The 15,104-nt window shown below is 66.9% G+C and carries 16 protein-coding genes and 1 rRNA gene; all 17 read left to right on the top strand.

The window, feature by feature from the left end; genetic code table 11:
* Positions 1 to 27: 27 nt before the first annotated feature.
* Positions 28 to 1,098: a peptide chain release factor 1 gene (prfA, locus tag ABZV58_RS10375; RefSeq protein WP_354999888.1), complete on the top strand. Its 1,071-nt coding sequence runs from the start codon at positions 28 to 30 to the stop codon at positions 1,096 to 1,098.
* Positions 1,099 to 1,178: 80 nt separating this feature from the next.
* Positions 1,179 to 2,051, top strand: coding sequence for a peptide chain release factor N(5)-glutamine methyltransferase (gene prmC, locus ABZV58_RS10370; protein WP_354999887.1), 873 nt, complete (start codon positions 1,179 to 1,181; stop codon positions 2,049 to 2,051).
* A 34-nt stretch (positions 2,052 to 2,085) separates the two neighbouring features.
* Positions 2,086 to 2,751, top strand: coding sequence for an L-threonylcarbamoyladenylate synthase (locus ABZV58_RS10365; RefSeq protein WP_354999886.1), 666 nt, complete (start codon positions 2,086 to 2,088; stop codon positions 2,749 to 2,751).
* Between the two features lie 16 nt (positions 2,752 to 2,767).
* Complete coding sequence (locus ABZV58_RS10360; protein WP_354999885.1) at positions 2,768 to 3,925, top strand: MraY family glycosyltransferase; 1,158 nt, start codon at positions 2,768 to 2,770, stop codon at positions 3,923 to 3,925.
* 10 nt (positions 3,926 to 3,935) lie between these two features.
* Positions 3,936 to 4,394 (top strand): hypothetical protein, encoded by a 459-nt coding sequence (locus tag ABZV58_RS10355; RefSeq protein ID WP_354999884.1) that lies wholly within the window; start codon positions 3,936 to 3,938, stop codon positions 4,392 to 4,394.
* Positions 4,395 to 4,636: 242 nt separating this feature from the next.
* Positions 4,637 to 5,488: a F0F1 ATP synthase subunit A gene (gene atpB, locus ABZV58_RS10350; RefSeq protein WP_084483115.1), complete on the top strand. Its 852-nt coding sequence runs from the start codon at positions 4,637 to 4,639 to the stop codon at positions 5,486 to 5,488.
* Between the two features lie 75 nt (positions 5,489 to 5,563).
* Positions 5,564 to 5,809: an ATP synthase F0 subunit C gene (locus tag ABZV58_RS10345; protein ID WP_011207590.1), complete on the top strand. Its 246-nt coding sequence runs from the start codon at positions 5,564 to 5,566 to the stop codon at positions 5,807 to 5,809.
* Positions 5,810 to 5,814: 5 nt separating this feature from the next.
* On the top strand, positions 5,815 to 6,375 hold the full coding sequence (locus ABZV58_RS10340) for a F0F1 ATP synthase subunit B (RefSeq protein ID WP_354999883.1): 561 nt from the start codon (positions 5,815 to 5,817) through the stop codon (positions 6,373 to 6,375).
* 97 nt (positions 6,376 to 6,472) lie between these two features.
* Positions 6,473 to 7,282 (top strand): F0F1 ATP synthase subunit delta, encoded by an 810-nt coding sequence (locus ABZV58_RS10335; RefSeq protein ID WP_354999882.1) that lies wholly within the window; start codon positions 6,473 to 6,475, stop codon positions 7,280 to 7,282.
* Positions 7,283 to 7,354: 72 nt separating this feature from the next.
* Positions 7,355 to 8,992 (top strand): F0F1 ATP synthase subunit alpha, encoded by a 1,638-nt coding sequence (atpA, locus tag ABZV58_RS10330; RefSeq protein WP_354999881.1) that lies wholly within the window; start codon positions 7,355 to 7,357, stop codon positions 8,990 to 8,992.
* 51 nt (positions 8,993 to 9,043) lie between these two features.
* Positions 9,044 to 10,015 (top strand): F0F1 ATP synthase subunit gamma, encoded by a 972-nt coding sequence (locus tag ABZV58_RS10325; protein WP_354999880.1) that lies wholly within the window; start codon positions 9,044 to 9,046, stop codon positions 10,013 to 10,015.
* A gap of 25 nt (positions 10,016 to 10,040) precedes the next feature.
* The gene (atpD, locus tag ABZV58_RS10320) at positions 10,041 to 11,489 is read left to right on the top strand and encodes a F0F1 ATP synthase subunit beta (protein WP_067787581.1); all 1,449 of its coding nucleotides are present in this window, start codon (positions 10,041 to 10,043) and stop codon (positions 11,487 to 11,489) included.
* Positions 11,490 to 11,495: 6 nt separating this feature from the next.
* A complete protein-coding gene (locus ABZV58_RS10315) occupies positions 11,496 to 11,873 on the top strand; it encodes a F0F1 ATP synthase subunit epsilon (RefSeq protein WP_067787579.1) in 378 nt (125 codons plus the stop codon).
* A 186-nt stretch (positions 11,874 to 12,059) separates the two neighbouring features.
* On the top strand, positions 12,060 to 12,482 hold the full coding sequence (locus ABZV58_RS10310) for a DUF2550 domain-containing protein (protein WP_067787578.1): 423 nt from the start codon (positions 12,060 to 12,062) through the stop codon (positions 12,480 to 12,482).
* Positions 12,483 to 12,577: 95 nt separating this feature from the next.
* Positions 12,578 to 13,159, top strand: coding sequence for a cob(I)yrinic acid a,c-diamide adenosyltransferase (locus ABZV58_RS10305; protein ID WP_354999879.1), 582 nt, complete (start codon positions 12,578 to 12,580; stop codon positions 13,157 to 13,159).
* Positions 13,160 to 13,243: 84 nt separating this feature from the next.
* Entirely contained in the window at positions 13,244 to 14,524 is a 1,281-nt protein-coding gene (murA, locus tag ABZV58_RS10300) for a UDP-N-acetylglucosamine 1-carboxyvinyltransferase (protein ID WP_354999878.1), read from the top strand.
* Positions 14,525 to 15,027: 503 nt separating this feature from the next.
* A 16S ribosomal RNA gene (locus ABZV58_RS10295) occupies positions 15,028 to 15,104 on the top strand; the annotation flags it as partial.

The following is a 15,104-nucleotide window of genomic DNA, read 5'->3' as shown; positions in this document are numbered from 1 at the left end:
GGCCGGGAACCGAGAGAAGGAAGCATCATGACGCAGCCGTCCGCGATCGACGACATCCTGGCCGAGCACGCGGGACTGGAAACGCAGCTGGCCGATCCGGCGCTGCACAACGATCCGGGCGCCGCGCGCCGCGTCGGCAAGCGGTTCGCCGAACTCGCCCCGATCATGGCCACCTACAACAAGCTGAAGAGCGCGCACGACGATCTGGCCGCCGCGCAGGAACTGGCCGACGACGATCCGGCCTTCGCCGCCGAGATTCCGGATCTGCGGCGTCAGGTGGAGGAGCTGGAGCAGGCGCTCGCCGACCTACTCGCCCCGCGCGACCCGCACGACGGCGACGACGTGGTGCTCGAGGTGAAGTCCGGCGAGGGCGGCGAGGAGTCGGCGCTGTTCGCCGCCGATCTGGCCCGCATGTACATCCGCTACGCCGAGCGGCACGGCTGGAAGGTCGAAGTCCTCGGCGCCACCATCTCCGACCTCGGCGGATACAAGGACGCGACGCTCGCCATCAAGAGCCGCGACGCCGCGCGCGACGGCGTGTGGTCGCGATTCAAGTTCGAGGGCGGCGTGCACCGCGTCCAGCGCGTTCCGGTGACCGAATCGCAGGGCCGCATCCACACCTCGGCCGCGGGCGTGCTCATCTACCCGGAGCCGGACGAGGTCGAGGAGGTGCAGATCGACGAATCCGATCTGCGCATCGACGTCTACCGCTCGTCCGGCAAGGGCGGTCAGGGCGTCAACACCACCGACTCCGCCGTCCGCATCACGCACCTGCCCTCCGGCATCGTCGTGACCTGCCAGAACGAACGCTCGCAGCTGCAGAACAAGGCCCGCGCCATGCAGGTCCTCGCGGCGCGCCTGCAAGCGCTGGCCGAGGAGCAGGCCGAGCAGGAGGCCGCGGCCGGTCGCGCCAGCCAGATCCGCACGGTGGACCGTTCCGAGCGCATCCGCACCTACAACTTCCCGGAGAACCGGATCACCGATCACCGCATCGGCTTCAAGGCCCACAACCTCGACTCCGTGCTGGACGGCGACCTGGACGCGCTCCTCGACGCGCTCGGCAAGGCCGACCGCGAGGCCCGCATGGCGGCCGAATAGACCGCGCCTGCGCGTGGATGTGCGCGGTCCCGGTTCCGGGAAGTGAACAATGGCGCAATGAAATCGGCGAGAGTGGGGTGGTGGGTCGAGTGTCTCTGCGTTCAGTGATCAACGAAGCCGTCGAACAACTGCAGGCCGCCGGGGTGCCGAGTCCGCGCGCGGACGCCGAGCAGCTCGCCGCGCATCTGCTCGGGGTCGAGCGGACTCGATTGGCTTTGGTGCCGCTGGTGGATCCGGTGCTCGTCGCGGACTACCGCGCCCTGGTGGACCGGCGCGCCCAGCGCATTCCTTTGCAGCACCTGACCGGCGTCGCCCCGATGGGGCAGATCGATCTCGCGGTCGGGCCGGGCGTTTTCGTGCCGCGGCCGGAGACCGAGTTGCTCTTCGCTTGGGCGCTGGCCCATTTGGAGACGCTGCCGCACGATCACCAGCCGATCGTGGTCGATTTCTGCACCGGTTCGGGCGCGCTCGCGCTCGCTGTCGCGCACGCGCGGCCCGACGCCCAGGTGCACGCCGTCGAGGTCGATCCGGCCGCCCTGAAATGGGCCCGCCGCAACGCCGACGACCGCATCGCGGACGGCGACACGGCGATCACCCTGTACGCCGACGACGTCACCGATCCGAACCTGCTCACCGAGCTGAACGGGAAGGTCGACCTGCTGCTGTCCAACCCGCCCTACATCCCCGAGGGCGCGGCGCTCGACCCCGAGGTCGCCGACCACGACCCGCACCTGGCGCTGTTCGGCGGGCCGGACGGACTGGACGTCATCCGACGGATGGTGCCCAACATCGCCCGCCTGCTGCGTCCCGGCGGCGCGACCGCCATCGAGCACGACGACACCAACGGCTCGGCTCTCGCTGCCCTCCTCGCCGAGACCGGCGATTTCGTCGATGTCGTCGAACACCCAGACCTCGCAGGCAAACCCCGTTTCGTCGTCGCCACCCGCACCTGACGCCCCACCAGCACCATGTGCCAGGATGGGGGCCGTGAGTACCGTCTACGACTGCGCGGATCCCGATTCGCGCGCCGCCGGACTGTCCGCAGCGACCAGCGCCCTGAAGTCCGGGCGACTGGTGGTGATGCCCACAGACACGTTGTACGGCTTGGCGGCCGACGCCTTCGATTCCACCGCGGTGAGCGAGCTGCTCGCGGCCAAGCGCCGCGGCAGGGACATGCCGGTGCCGGTGCTGGTCGGTTCGTGGCACACGATCGACGGACTGGTCTTCTCGGTGCGCCCCCAGGCGCGCGAGCTGATCCGCGCGTTCTGGCCGGGTGGTCTGAGTCTCGTTGTGCAGCAAGCGCCTTCGCTGGCGTGGGACCTCGGTGACACGCGCGGCACGGTGATGCTTCGGATGCCGCTGCACCCGGTGGCGCTGGATCTGCTGCGCGAGGTGGGCCCGCTGGCGGTGTCCAGTGCCAACATCTCGGGCCAGCCGCCCGCCAAGACCGCCGCCGAGGCCCGCGAGCAGCTCGGCAGCCTGGTCGGCGTGTACCTCGACGGCGGTCCCGCCGCACACGCGGTCGCCTCCACCATCGTGGATCTCACCGCGGACCAGCCGCGCGTGCTGCGCGAGGGCGCGGTCCCGGTGGCCGAGATCGCCGAGGTGCTCGGCATGTCGCCGGACGAGCTGACCATCACCCCCGCGCGGTGAGCGGGAGAAAGGTCGCATGATTTCCGGCTCCGGCTCGGTCGTTCCGCTGCGCGAGTTACTGCTCGTCCTGTTGATCTCGGCCACGGTGACCTTCCTCGCCACCGGCGGTATCCGGCTGCTCGCGATCTCGTTCGGCGCGGTAGCGGTGCCGCGCGAGCGGGATGTGCACGTCAAGCCGATCCCGCGGATGGGCGGCGTCGGCATGTACATCGGTGTCGTGGCGGCGGTGCTGTTCGCGCACCAGCTGCCCGCACTGCGCCGCGGTTTCGACTATGCGGTGGACATTCCCGCCGTGCTGGTGGCGGCCACCATCATCGTGCTCGTCGGTATCGTGGACGACCGCTGGGGACTCGACGCGCTCACCAAATTCGCGGGCCAGGTGACGGCGGGCGGCGTGATGGCCGTGATGGGGCTGAGCTGGTACGTCATCTACAACCCGTTCAACAATTCCACCGTGGTGCTCGACGCGCTGCAGGGCGGTCTGGTGACCGTGGCCGTGACGGTGACGCTGATCAACGCGATGAACTTCGTCGACGGCCTCGACGGTCTGGCCGCCGGCCTCGGCTTCATCTGCGCCGCGGCGGTTTTCGTGTTCTCCGTGGGGTTGCTCTACGAGCAGGGCGGCGACGTGAACACCTATCCGCCCGCGCTGCTCGCCGCGGCGCTCGCGGGCGCCTGCGCGGGATTTCTTCCGCACAATTTCCAGCCCGCTCGGATATTCATGGGCGACTCGGGTTCGATGCTGATCGGCTTGATGCTCGCCTCGGTGTCCACCGGCGCCTCGGGTCGAATTCCGCTGCAAGGCTATGGTCCGCGCGACATCGTCGGTCTGCTTTCCCCGCTGCTGTTGGTCGGCGCCGTGATGTTCATTCCGGTGCTGGATCTGCTGCTCGCGATCGTGCGCAGGGTGCGCGCCGGTGTGAGTTTCTCCACGCCCGACAAAATGCACTTGCATCATCGTTTGCTGCAGATCGGCCATTCCCATCGACGCGTCGTCCTGCTGATCTATTTGTGGGTCGGTGTGCTGGCATTCGGCGCCGTCGGCACCTCGTTGATGGACCGCCGAATCGTGGTGCTGCTGATGGCCGCGGGGCTCATCTTCGCCCTCGTCGTGACCGCCGTTCCAGGGCTGCGGCGCGGGGAGGCGGCGGCCGAGCAGCAGGCGTCTGAGTAAAGTCGCAACCGTGACCTTCACTCCGAACCCGATTCCCGGTCCCGACGCGCCGCTGAAGTCGGCGCTGCGCTACGGCCTGATCGGGCTGGCGGTCCTGGTGGTCCTGAGCGCCGCGATCGCGACCGCCGTCGCCGGGCTGCCGGGACTGTGGGGCGCGCTGCTCGGCGCGGCGATCGGCGGCGTGTTCATCCTCACCACGGCCGCGGTCGTGCTCTTCGGCGCGAAGCTGCCGCCGAGCACCGCGGGCCTGGTCATGCTGGCCAGCTGGGTCGGCAAGGTGCTGCTGGTGCTCATCGCGGTGGCGATCCTCAACCAGTTCGATTTCTACAACCGGGTGGCGCTGTTCCTGACCGTCATCGGCGCCCTGGTCATCGTGCTCGGCGCGGAGACGTACGGCGTTCTGCGACAGAAGGTTCCGTATGTCTCGACCACCGCCGGGGACTCCGAACCCGCTTCCGAACAGGAATGACTCACCCCCCTACACAGCGTCGTAGATAACTTGGTAAAGTGTTGGTAAGCAAGTGACCAAGCGAGGGGGGATCACCACGATCCCTCCGAGTACCGCTATGCTTACTGCCGTGCCGGGCTCGAGGGTTCCGGTTCTGCATGTCGACGATGTCGCCGACACACGTACAGACGCCGCCCGAGCGGGATTGCCGCGCAGCTGCTGACGAATTTCGAGCCGACCTGAGTCGACCAAATTGATCGTCAATGTCCGATCGAACCGCGGGAATGACCGTACCCGCGGCCCGAACACGGGAGAGAACGCTGAGCGTCACCACTTTGGCGGCGGGTGAGTTCCACGCGCCGTCGCTAACCGACTTCTTCCCTCCAGCTTTGCTGTTCGAGGGAACGCCGTTCGAACTCGATCGTTTGATGCTGGTCCGGTTGATCATGACCGCCGTGCTCGTCGCCGTCATGCTGCTGGCCTTCCGGAGTCCCCGAATCATTCCGCGCGGCCTACAGAATGTCGCCGAAATCGGTCTGGTCTTCGTCAAGGAGCAGATCGCGGAAGAGGTACTCGGCAAGGAAACCGGCCGCAAGTTCTTCCCGCTGATCGCGACGATCTTCTTCACGGTCCTCTTTCTGAACTTCTCCGGCATCGTCCCGGGCTTGAACATCTCCTCGAACGCCCGAATCGGTATGCCGATCGTGCTCGCGGCGGTCGCCTACATCGCGTTCAACTACGTGGGCATCAAGAAGTTCGGCTTCCTCACCTACATGCGCAGCAGCATCGTGGTGCCGAACGTGCCGCCCGCTCTGCACGTCCTGCTGATCCCGATCGAGTTCGTCTCGACCTTCATCCTGCGCCCGTTCACGCTGACCGTCCGACTCATGGCGAACATGCTGGCCGGCCACATCATGCTGGTGCTGTTCTTCAGCGCGACCTGGTTCTTCCTGTTCGACGCCGCCGCGTGGATGAAGGTGTTCTCGCCGTTCTCGCTGCTCGCGGGACTCGGGTTCACCCTGTTCGAGATGCTGGTCATCTTCCTGCAGGCCTACGTGTTCGCGCTGCTGACCGCCGTGTACATCGGCCTCGCCGAGCACGCCGATTCTCACTGACCGCACTACCCATCACCGGAGACCTGCTACACCGCGCCGCCCGGCGGGTGAGCAACAGAAAGGGAAAGAAGACTCATGAGCCTCTCGTACCTGGCCCAGGAAGCTGCCAACGAGTCGACGCTGAAGGGCCTCGGCGCCGTCGGCTACGGCCTGGCCGCCATCGGCCCGGGCATCGGCGTCGGCATCGTCGTCGGTAAGGCGATCGAGGGTATCGCCCGTCAGCCCGAGCTGCAGGGCACGATCCGTACCAACATGTTCCTCGGTATCGCGTTCACCGAGGCGCTGGCCCTGATCGGCCTCGTCGCCGGCTTCATCTTCTGATTCCGATGTACGAGTTCGCAGTACTCGCAGCGGAGGGCGGAGAGGATGTGAATCCTCTCGTCCCCGAAACGTACGACATCGTCTGGTCGGTGGTCTGCGTCGCGATCATCGCGGTGCTGTTCTACAAGTACGTCATCCCGCGCCTGATCAAGGTGCTGGACGAGCGTGCCGACAAGATCGAAGGCGGTATCGCCAAGGCCGAGGCCGCGCAGGAAGAAGCCCAGCAGACGCTGCAGCAGTACCAGCAGCAGCTGGCGGACGCCCGCCTTGAGGCCGCGCGCATCCGTGAGGACGCGCGCACCCAGGGCCAGCAGATCCTTGCGCAGATGCGCTCGGAGGCCCAGGCCGAAAGCGACCGCATCGTGGCCTCGGGCCACGCCCAGCTGGAAGCCCAGCGCCAGCAGATCCTCACCGAGCTGCGCTCCGAAGTCGGCCGCACGGCCGTCGACCTGGCCGAGAAGATCATCGGTCAGTCGGTTTCGGACGAAGCCAAGCAGGCGGCCTCGATCGAGAAGTTCCTGAGTGAACTCGACGAGACCGACGCCGGCATCGGGGTCGGAAGGTAACCATGTCTGAGCGGGTCAACGGCCGGAGGCGGAAGCGGAGCGTAACCACGCAGGCCGTCCCGTCCAGACGAGATTGGATACAGCGAAAGTGAGAAGCATGTACGCAGCGAGCCGCGAGGCCAGCTCCCGGTCCCGGGAGGCGCTTCGGGCCGCTCTGACCGGAAGCGACAGTGTTGCCGCCACGACGGGCTCGGAACTGTTCGCCGCTGTCGCCGTGCTGGACGACCAGCGTTCGCTGCGTGTTGCGCTCGCGGACGTGTCGGTGCCCGGTTCGGTGCGCGCCGAGCTGAGCGAGCGGGTCTTCGGCGGCAAGGTCAGCCCCGCCACCCTGGCGGTGCTGACCACCGCGGTGGCCCAGGACTGGTCGCGCACCTCCGACCTGGTCGACACCCTGGTGCTGCTCGGTCAGGAGGCCCTGCTGGAGTCGGCCGCGGACAGCGGCAGGCTCGAGGCGGTCGAGGACGAGCTGTTCCGGCTCGGCCGGATCATCGCCGACAACCCCGAGCTGGAGCAGGCGCTGTCCGATCGCGGGAAGCCGGGTTCGGCCAAGCGCGAGCTGATCGCCGGGCTGCTGTCCGGCAAGGCCGAGACCATCACCGTGACTCTCGCGGAGCAGGCGGTGGCCCGGCAGCGGACCGGCCTCGGCCCGGCCTTCGACGAGTTGTCCGACCTGGCCGCCGCCCGGCGTGAGCAGATCGTCGCGCACGTGCGTGCCGCGATCGCCCTGACGCCGCAGCAGCGGGAGCGGCTCGCCGCCTCCCTGCAGCGCATCTACGGCAAGCCGATCACGGTGCACGTCGAGGTCGATCAGAGCCTGCTGAGCGGGCTGGTCGTGCGCGTCGGCGACGACGTGATCGACGGCAGCGCCACCGGCCGACTGGAGCGGCTGCGCCGCGAGCTGGCGTAGTCCGGCTCTGCCGGCCCCGGCACCGGCGCCAACACCGACATTCGAGACCCTTACAGCGAGAGCAGGAAGAACATGGCGGAGCTGACGATCTCCTCCGACGAGATCCGTAGCGCGATCGAGAGCTACACCCAGAGCTACACCCCCCAGACGTCCATCGAAGAAGTCGGTGTCGTCACCGACACCAGCGACGGCATCGCGCACGTCAGCGGCCTGCCCTCGGCTATGGCCAACGAGCTGCTCGAGTTCCCGGGCGGCGTGCTCGGCGTGGCGCTGAACCTCGAGGACCGCGAGATCGGTGCGGTCATCCTCGGCGAGTTCGCCGAGATCGAAGAGGGTCAGCAGGTTCGCCGCACCGGTGACGTGCTCTCGGTGCCGGTCGGCGACAAGTTCCTCGGTCGTGTGGTGAACCCGCTCGGCCAGCCGATCGACGGTCTCGGCGAGATCGAGTCCGAAGAGCGCCGCGTGCTGGAGCTGCAGGCCGCGACCGTGCTGGAGCGCCAGCCGGTCGAGGAGCCGATGGCCACCGGCATCACCGCCATCGACGCGCTGACGGCGATCGGCCGCGGCCAGCGTCAGCTGATCATCGGCGACCGCAAGACCGGCAAGACCGCCGTTTGCATCGACGCGATCCTGAACCAGAAGGCCAACTGGGAGTCCGGCGACCCCACCAAGCAGATGCGCTGCATCTACGTCGCCATCGGCCAGAAGGGTTCCACCATCGCGGGCGTGAAGGCCGCGCTGGAGGAGCACGGCGCGATGGAGTACACCACCATCGTCGCGGCCCCGGCCTCCGACTCCGCCGGCTTCAAGTGGCTGGCCCCCTACACCGGCTCGGCCATCGGCCAGCACTGGATGTACCAGGGCAAGCACGTCCTGATCGTGTTCGACGACCTGACCAAGCAGGCCGAGGCCTACCGCGCCATCTCGCTGCTGCTGCGTCGCCCGCCGGGCCGCGAGGCGTACCCGGGTGACGTCTTCTACCTGCACTCGCGTCTGCTCGAGCGTTGCGCCAAGCTCTCCGACGAGATGGGCGCCGGCTCGATGACCGGTCTGCCGATCATCGAGACCAAGGCCAACGACGTCTCGGCGTTCATCCCGACCAACGTCATCTCCATCACCGACGGCCAGGTCTTCCTCGAGTCCGACCTGTTCAACAAGGGTGTCCGCCCGGCGATCAACGTCGGTACCTCGGTCTCCCGCGTCGGTGGCGCCGCCCAGACCAAGGGCATGAAGAAGGTCGCCGGTTCGCTGCGTCTGGAAATGGCGCAGTACCGCGAGCTGGAGGCGTTCTCCGCCTTCGCCTCCGACCTCGACGCCGCCTCGCTGGCGCAGCTCGAGCGCGGCGCCCGCTGGGTGGAGCTGCTCAAGCAGGACCAGTACTCCCCGGTCGCGGTCGAGGACCAGATCGTCTCGATCTTCCTGGTCGACGCCGGTTACTACGACTCGGTTCCGGTCGCCGACATCCGCCGCTTCAACGCGGAGCTGATCGAGGACCTGCACCGCAGCGCGGCCGACGCGTTCAAGTCGATCGAGGGCGGCAAGGTCCTCGACGCCGAGAACGGCGACGCCATCAAGGCGGCCACCGACAAGTTCAAGCAGGGCTTCCTCGCCTCCGACGGCAGCCGTGTGGTGAACGAGGCGGAGGCCGGCGAGCTCGACCACGAAGAGGTCGAGTCGCTGTCGGTCACCCGCAAGCACGTCGAGAAGTAATCGGGCGAGCAATGCGCTATTGGAATCTGGCGAATGAAGGGAGTGTGAACCGTGGCAAGCTTGCGTGAATTGCGCTCCCGCATTCGTGGTGTGAATTCGATCAAGAAGATCACCAAGGCCCAAGAGCTGATCGCGACCTCGCGAATCTCCAAGGCCCAAGCCCGGGTCGCGGCCGCCAAGCCGTACGCGGAAGAGATCACCAAGGTCCTCGCCGAGCTCGCGAGCGCGTCGAAGAACCTGGCGCACCCGCTGCTGACCGAGCGCGCCAACCCGCGTCGCGCCGCCGTGCTGGTGATCACCAGTGACAGCGGCATGTGCGGTGGTTACAACTCCAACGTGCTCAAGCGCGCCGAAGAGCTGATGACCACCCTGCGCGGCGAGGGCAAGGAGCCGGTGCTGTACGTGATGGGCAACAAGGGCCTCACGTACTACACCTTCCGCAACCGCCCGCTGGTCTCGGCGTGGACCGGCTTCTCGCAGCAGCCGAAGTACACCGACGCCTCGGCGGCCTGTGGCCACCTGGTGGACGCCTTCATGGCGGGCTCCGAGGGCCAGGTGCCGCATCCGCACGGCACCGGCGACATCGAGGGCGTCGACGAGCTGCACATCGTGTACACGCGGTTCGTGTCGATGTTGACGCAGACCCCGGAGGTGCGCCGCCTGGCGCCGATCCAGGTCAGCTTCGTCGACGAGAACTTCGACATGGGCGCGGACTCGTTCTCCGATTCGCCCACCGCCGAACCGCAGGCGCAGTACGAATTCGAGCCCGACGCCGATGTACTGCTGGCGGCGCTGCTGCCGAAGTACGTGAACACGCGTATCTACGCGTCGTTGCTCGAGGCAGCGGCATCCGAGTCCGCGGCTCGGCGCACCGCAATGAAGGCGGCCACCGACAACGCCAACGAACTCGCGAGTGTTCTTCAGCGCGAGGCGAACTCGGTGCGTCAGGCCCAGATCACGCAGGAAATCAGCGAAATCGTCGGCGGCGTGAACGCGCTGGCGTCGAGCTCGGACCGCGACTAGAAGCGCAGGAAGAGAACCAATCCAAATGACCGCAGCTGTCACTCAAGACAACACGAGCCGGACCGGCGCCGCCGCAGGCCGCGTCGTCCGGGTCATCGGCCCCGTCGTGGACGTCGAGTTCCCGCGTGGCGCGATCCCCGAGCTGTTCAACGCTCTGAACGCCGACATCAAGCTGGCGTCGGTGGCCAAGACCCTGACCCTCGAGGTCGCTCAGCACCTCGGCGACAACATCGTGCGCACCATCTCGATGCAGCCGACCGACGGCCTGGTCCGCGGCGCGACCGTCACCGACACCGGCAAGCCGATCTCGGTGCCCGTCGGTGACGTCGTCAAGGGCCACGTCTTCAACGCCCTCGGCGACTGCCTCGACGCGCCGGGCACCGGCCGCGACGGCGAGCAGTGGGGCATCCACCGCAAGCCGCCGAGCTTCGACCAGCTCGAGGGCAAGACCGAGATCCTCGAGACCGGCATCAAGGTCATCGACCTGCTGACCCCGTACGTGAAGGGCGGCAAGATCGGTCTGTTCGGTGGCGCCGGTGTCGGCAAGACCGTTCTGATCCAGGAGATGATCACCCGTATCGCGCGTGAGTTCTCCGGCACCTCCGTGTTCGCGGGCGTCGGTGAGCGCACCCGTGAGGGCACCGACCTCCGCCTGGAGATGGAAGAGATGGGCGTCCTCCAGGACACCGCCCTCGTCTTCGGCCAGATGGACGAGCCGCCGGGCACCCGTATGCGCGTCGCCCTCTCGGCCCTCACCATGGCCGAGTACTTCCGCGACGTGCAGCACCAGGACGTGCTGCTGTTCATCGACAACATCTTCCGGTTCACCCAGGCCGGTTCCGAGGTGTCGACCCTGCTCGGCCGTATGCCCTCCGCCGTCGGTTACCAGCCCACGCTGGCCGACGAGATGGGTGAGCTGCAGGAGCGCATCACCTCGACCCGTGGTCGGTCCATCACCTCGCTGCAGGCCATCTACGTGCCCGCCGACGACTACACCGACCCCGCCCCGGCGACCACCTTCGCCCACCTCGACGCGACGACCGAGCTCTCCCGCCCGATCTCGCAGAAGGGCATCTACCCGGCCGTCGACCCGCTGACCTCGACCTCCCGCATCCTGGAGGCCTCGATCGTCGGCGACCGGCACTTCGCCGTGGCCAACGAGGTGAAGCGGATCCTGCAGAAGTACAAGGAACTGCAGGACATCATCGCCATCCTCGGCATGGACGAGCTCTCCGAAGAGGACAAGGTCCTCGTCGGTCGTGCCCGTCGTCTGGAGAAGTTCCTCGGCCAGAACTTCATCGTGGCCGAGAAGTTCACCGGCCAGGTGGGTTCGGTCGTGCCGCTGGAGCAGACCATCGACGACTTCGACCGTGTCTGCAAGGGCGAGTTCGACCACTTCCCGGAGCAGGCGTTCAACTCCTGCGGTGGTCTCGACGACGTCGAGGCGGCCGCGAAGAAGATCGCCGGAAAGTAGTCACCGATGGCCGAAATGTCAGTCGATCTCGTGGCTGTCGAACGACTGCTCTGGTCCGGCCAGGCGTCGTTCGTCAGCGCGCAGACCACCGAGGGCCAGATCGGCATCATGCCGGGCCACGAGCCGCTCCTCGGCCAGCTGGTCGAGGGCGGCACGGTGAACATCGTGTCCACCGATGGCGAGCGCATCGTCGCCGCCGTGCACGGCGGTTTCTTCTCGGTCACCGCCAACACGGTGCGTGTCCTGGCCGAGTCCGCGGAGTTCGCCGGTGAGGTGGACGTCGAGGCGGCACGTAAGGTGCTGGCCGACACGTCCGCGACCGAGGAACAACAGCGGGCGGCACAGGCCCGGGTGCGCGCGGTCGAGCAGGTCGCGAGCGCCTGAAGACCCTGACGGGTCGTGAACATCCCCATTGTCGGCGGCGAAGGTATCTTCGTCGCCGACAATGGTATTCAGCCCCAGTTGCTCACCCGTTTGTAGACTCGTGTTTGAATGTCGCAACGGATGGGTATCCGCCGCGGTTCGTGACGCGGATGCCGAGCGAAAGGACGGACAGCATTGCAAACCGGGATGGTTGTCCTGATCATTCTGGTGCTGCTGCTGGTCGCATTGGCGTTGATCTCCGTCTACCGACTGATCATGCTGCGCCGCGGCGGGACCGCTGCGATCCTGCGCGTGCTGCCCGCGAACGGCGGCCAAGGCTGGCGGCACGGTCTCATTCGCTATGACGAGGACCGCCTCGTCTTCTTCAAGCTCACCAGCCTCAAGATCGGTCCGGACGCCACGATTCGGCGCCGCGGCATCGAGGTCGGCGACCGGCGCGGTCCGCGCGGCGACGAGTACGACATCATGACCGACGAGATCATCGTCACCGAGGTGGCCGACACCGAGGGCAACTACGAGCTGGCCCTCGATCGCGGCGCCCGCGCGGCCTTCCTGTCCTGGGTGGAATCGCGGCCTTCGGACCGCACCCGCCGCATGCCCGGTCTGTAGCGAGCGGAGAATTTCATGAGTGAGCGCCAGCGAGCGAATCATCGACACAGCGCGCCCACGCGCGCGACGTGGCCGAGCGTCAGCGAGGGCGCGTCGTGAGCGTGCACCTGACCCGGATCTACACCAGGACCGGTGACGACGGAACCACCGGGCTCAGCGATTTCTCTCGAGTTTCCAAAACCGATCCCCGCCTCGTCGCGTACGCGGACTGCGATGAAGCCAACGCGGCCATCGGTGTCGCGATCGCGCTCGGCGCACCGGACGAGCATCTGCTGACGGTGCTCCGCCAGGTCCAGAACGACCTGTTCGACGCCGGCGCGGATCTCTCCACCCCCGTGGTCGCCGAACCCAAGTACCCGCCGCTGCGGATCACGCAGGACTACATCGACCGGCTGGAAGGCTGGTGTGACGAGTTCAATGCCGAACTGGCGCCGCTGAATTCGTTCATTCTGCCGGGCGGCACCCCGCTGGCCGCGCTGCTGCACACCGCGCGCACCGTGGTCCGCCGCGCCGAGCGCGCCGCGTGGGCCGCCGTCGAGGCGCACTCCGAGGACACCAGCGTTCTTCCGGCCAAGTACCTCAATCGGCTGTCCGATTTGCTCTTCATCCTGAGCCGGTACACGAATCCCGAGGGCGACATTCTGTGGCAGCCCGGTGGCGGCAAGAAAGAATCGTGATGCCGACCGTTCGGATCGTGTCGCAGCACACCGGGATCGCGTACACGCGCGTGCGCGCCGCCGGCGGTGGATAAGCTACCCAGTGTGAGCGAACGGTTTCTGGTCACCGGGGGCAATCGGCTCGTCGGCGAGGTCGCGGTAGGAGGCGCTAAGAACAGCGTCCTCAAGCTGATGGCCGCTGCCCTGCTTGCCGAGGGCACGTCGACGATCACGAACTGCCCCGACATTCTCGATGTGCCGCTGATGGCCGACGTACTGCGCGGCCTCGGCTGCGAGGTCGTCATCTCCGACGACGCGCCCGGCGACCGTTCCGTGGTCACCATCACGACGCCCGCCGAGCCGAAGTACCACGCGGACTTCCCCGCCGTGACGCAGTTCCGCGCCTCGGTGTGCGTGCTCGGTCCGCTGATGGCGCGGTGCAAGCGCGCGGTGGTCGCGCTTCCCGGCGGTGACGCGATCGGTTCCCGCCCACTCGACATGCACCAGGCCGGCCTGCGGTTGCTCGGCGCGACCAGCGAGATCGAGCACGGCTGCGTCGTCGCGCGCGCCGACGAACTTCAGGGCGCCCGGATCCGGCTGGACTTCCCCTCGGTCGGCGCGACCGAGAACATCCTCATGGCCGCGGTGCTCGCCGAGGGCGAGACGGTCATCGACAACGCGGCGCGCGAGCCCGACATCGTCGACCTGTGCAACATGCTGGTGCAGATGGGCGCCCGGATCAGCGGCGCGGGCACCTCGGTGCTCACCATTCAGGGTGTCAAGCGACTGCGTCCGACCGATCACCGTGTGATCGGCGACCGCATCGTCGCCGCGACGTGGGGGATCGCCGCGTCCATGACCATGGGCGACGTCCGCGTCACCGGCGTGAACCCGAAGCACCTCTCGCTCGTGCTGGACAAGTTGCGTTCGGCGGGCGCGCGAATCTCCTTCGAGGTGGACGGCTTCCGTGTCGTGCAGCCGGAGCGTCCGCGCGCGGTGAACTTCTCGACTCTGCCGTTCCCCGGCTTCCCGACCGACCTGCAGCCGATGGCCATCGGCCTCGCGGCGATCGCGGATGGCACCTCGATGATCACCGAGAACATCTTCGAGGCCAGGTTCCGCTTCGTGGAGGAGATGATCCGGCTGGGCGCCGACGCCCGCACCGACGGTCATCACGCGGTGGTGCGCGGTATTCCGCGGCTGTCCAGCGCGCCGGTGTGGTCCTCGGATATTCGGGCCGGCGCGGGTCTGGTGCTCGCGGGTCTGGTCGCCGACGGCACCACCGAAGTGCACGACGTCTTCCACATCGACCGCGGTTACCCGAATTTCGTCGAGCAGCTGCAGGCATTGGGCGGTCTGGTGGAGCGGGTCGGGGCGCCTGATTGATCTTGTCCGCGGGCCGGAATCGATCTTGTCCGTAATGGATGTTGATCAAGAGTCGTCCAAAACCCGTATTGACCAGGCGATTTGACATCGTGCAAGCGGCCACGTAACTTTATTCAAGTCAGAGCGACACGGACACCGACCCGGGGCCGAGCGGAGACGCTGAGCCAGGGAAACGAGGTAGGACGAGGAGCGCCTGGCGGTCACACTAGCTCGATTGGGACCCCGATTTGGTTTCGGGTTACCGGCCGCGCTAAGCTGTAAAAGTTGCCTCACCGATTGATCGGGGAATCCCCCGGGAGATGGTGTGTGCGTGTGTTCTTTGAGAACTCAATAGTGTGTCGATGAATGTCAGTGCCAAATTTTGAAATTTGGTTCCGGCTCTTCACCCCCCGTGTGGAGGGCTGGACATTTAAGTCAGCTAATTTCCGGCTGGCGATTGTTTTGCTAGGTTTTCGGACTCTAGTTTAGATCTGATTGCACCTTTTGGGTGTGATTGTGAGTCTTCAACGGAGAGTTTGATCCTGGCTCAGGACGAACGCTGGCGGCGTGCTTAACACATGCAAGTCGAGCGGTAAGGCCC

It is taken from the genome of Nocardia sp. NPDC004654, assembly GCF_040609595.1.
In the GTDB taxonomy this organism is placed as follows: domain Bacteria; phylum Actinomycetota; class Actinomycetes; order Mycobacteriales; family Mycobacteriaceae; genus Nocardia.
The sequence above is the reverse complement of the archived record's forward strand: the minus strand, read 5'-3'. Positions and strand labels throughout refer to the sequence as shown.